The organism is Nocardioides sp. CPCC 206348 (assembly GCF_048654705.1).
Classification (GTDB): Bacteria; Actinomycetota; Actinomycetes; order Propionibacteriales; family Nocardioidaceae; genus Nocardioides.
The window spans coordinates 17,562-20,022 of the sequence record NZ_JBMCZA010000104.1 but is presented as its reverse complement, the minus strand read 5'-3'; the positions used below and the strand labels follow the sequence as shown (position 1 = coordinate 20,022).

Here is a 2,461-nt window from a genome sequence, read left to right as displayed (position 1 = left end):
CCGACGGAGATCAGCGTCGAGGGCGTCGTACGACGGGCGCGCGTGCTCGCCGTACCCCGGACCCCGAACGACGTGCCGGGGGTGCCGCCGGTCAACGAGAAGAACGTCTTCGCGTGGGACCTCGGTGGCGTCGAACCCGGGTCGGACGCAGGGCACGTGCTGCTGAACACCCACACCTGGCCGGACGGCAGCGCGATGGGCAACGCGCTGCTCGGTGCCCTCGAGGTGGGCGACGAGCTCGTGCTGCGCGGCGACGGGCGGTTCGCCTGCTACCGGGTCACCGAGCGGGTGGAGGTGCGCGACTCGGACGGATTCCCCGGCTACAAGGCGACCGACGGCCCGCCGGAGGTCGTGATCATCGTCTGCTCAGGTGAGCGGACCGGGCCGGGACAGTGGACCCACCGGACCCTGTGGTTCGCCGAGCCGATCGGACCGGACTCCAACCCGACGCCGGTGTCGTGACATCAGGAAGGGTGAAAGGAGGGGACGATGACCACTGGACACCCGGACCCGCTGCGGCACTCCTTCGAGGAGTACGTGACCGCCCGCTGGGCTGCGCTCTACTGCACCGCCCACCTGCTCACCGGTGACCGCACTGCCGCCGAGGACCTGCTGCAGACGACCTTGATCAAGGTGCTGGCGCAGTGGCCGAGGGTACGACGTGCGGACTCGCCCGACGCGTACGTCAGGAAGATGCTCCTCAACGAGATGCTCGGCGAACGGCGAAAGAGCGGCCGCCGGGCACAGAAGGCCCACCTGGTTCCCGTCCCTGACCCTCCGGCCGACCCGGCCGTCGCCAGCTCGACCCGGCTGGACCTCTGGGCCCAGGTGCAGGTCCTGCCGCCACGGCAGCGAGCGGTCCTCGTCCTGCGCTACTACGAAGACCTCTCGGAAGCGCAGATCGCCGACGTCCTCGGCGTCTCCACCGGCACGGTGAAGTCCCAGGCATCTCTGGCCCTGCGGACGCTCCGCGACCACCAGGACCGCTCCACTGAACGAGCCCACCCTGCCCACCCGTCGACCGAGGAGGTCTCGTGATGACTGATCAGCTCGAACGTGACCTGACCCAGATGTTCGCCCGCCATGCCGACGAGGTGGAGATCCCGCCGGTTCCCGTCGTACTCCTCGACGCTCCGGCGGCCCGCCCGCGTCGTGGGCGGACGCTTGCTCTCGTCGCTGCTGCCGCAGCCGTCGCCGCCGCGGTCGCCATCCCGATCGGCCTGGCCGCGCGGGACGGCGACGAGGTCCAGCCCGCACCCGCGCCGAACACGCCGCAGGTCACCGGGGCGCCGGCGATCGACGTGCCGTACCTCCTGCACGGCGAGCTCCACGTCGGGACGCTCACCCTCTCGACCGCCGCCACGGGGATCGTCGCCTTCGGCGACGGCGTGCTCGTCGCCGAGGGAGCCGACACGGTGACCTGGCGGCGTCTCGACGGCGACCGACTCGTGGCGGCGCCGTACCTCGACGAGGCCACCCAGGTCGCCGTGTCGTACGACGGTGGGGTGGTCGCCGGCAGGGTCGACCAGGGCGGGACGCAAGCGGTCCGGATCTGGAACGCAGCTTCCGGCACGGTGCTCGACACGATCCCGCTGGCCGCTCCACCGGTGGGCCACGACCCCTGGCAGCTGGGGTTCGACGCAGGCGGCCGGTTGTACTGGCAGGACGGCACGACCCCTGAGATGCGCAATCCGGACGGCACCGTCGTCAACCTCGCGGCGGGTGGCCGGTCCCTGATCGGGATCGCACCGACTGGACCGCTGTTGATGACCGGTGCAGCAGAGCGGGTCGAGGTCGCGACCATGCGCGCCGACGGGACGGTGGCCGCGGCCAGCGTGGTCCCGGTCAGCACGTCCGCCGCCTGGAGCGAGTCCGGCCAGCTGGCCTATGTCGCCGTCGGTGATGGCCGCCTGTACGCGACGCAGCCGCAGATCGGCACCGAACCCGTGGAGGTCCCGGTCGCGGGATCACGGACCGCCCAGCCGCTGGGGTGGAGTGACGGGAAGGTCGTCGTGATCTCCTACGGCGCCACCGAGACCCGGGTGTTGCTGATCGATCCGGCGACGGGAGACGCGGAGGAGCTGTTCACCGTCGCCATCAACGACGACGGCTACGGATTCCCTGCGGTCGGCGGCACCGGCGCCCTGTAGCGGAACCGCCGGGGTGGGTAAATTTCACTGGAACATCCTTGCATTCAATTGAGGTCGAGGCGCATGCTGCTCGGGTGAGCACCGCACCCCGCGCCTACGACAGCACCGGCCGTCGCGCCGCCGCTGCCCGGACCCGTCGCCAGGTCGTCGAGGTCGCCACGCGCCTGTTCGCCGAGCGTGGCTGGGCCGGCACCTCGGTGCGGGACGTGGCCCGTGAGGCCGGGGTGGCGGTCGAGACCGTCTACTCCGCAGTCGGGTCCAAGGTCGCCCTGCTCCGTGCCGCGATCGAGGTGGCGGTGGTGGGCGACGAC

At 71.4% G+C, this 2,461-nt stretch carries 4 protein-coding genes; all 4 read left to right on the top strand.

What is annotated here, in order from left to right; translation table 11 throughout:
- Positions 1–462, top strand: a 462-nt coding sequence (locus ACOADB_RS05285; protein WP_378596894.1) for a class F sortase, incomplete at its 5' end; no start/stop codon positions are given.
- A 27-nt stretch (positions 463–489) separates the two neighbouring features.
- Positions 490–1,038, top strand: coding sequence for a SigE family RNA polymerase sigma factor (locus ACOADB_RS05280; protein ID WP_378596893.1), 549 nt, complete (start codon positions 490–492; stop codon positions 1,036–1,038).
- Positions 1,038–2,150 carry a hypothetical protein gene (locus ACOADB_RS05275; RefSeq protein WP_378596892.1) on the top strand — a complete coding sequence of 371 codons (1,113 nt, stop codon included), beginning with the start codon at positions 1,038–1,040 and terminating at the stop codon, positions 2,148–2,150. The genes ACOADB_RS05280 and ACOADB_RS05275 overlap by 1 nt, the downstream gene beginning before the upstream one ends.
- A gap of 74 nt (positions 2,151–2,224) precedes the next feature.
- On the top strand, positions 2,225–2,461 hold a 237-nt coding region (locus tag ACOADB_RS05270), incomplete at its 3' end, for a helix-turn-helix domain-containing protein (RefSeq protein WP_378596891.1).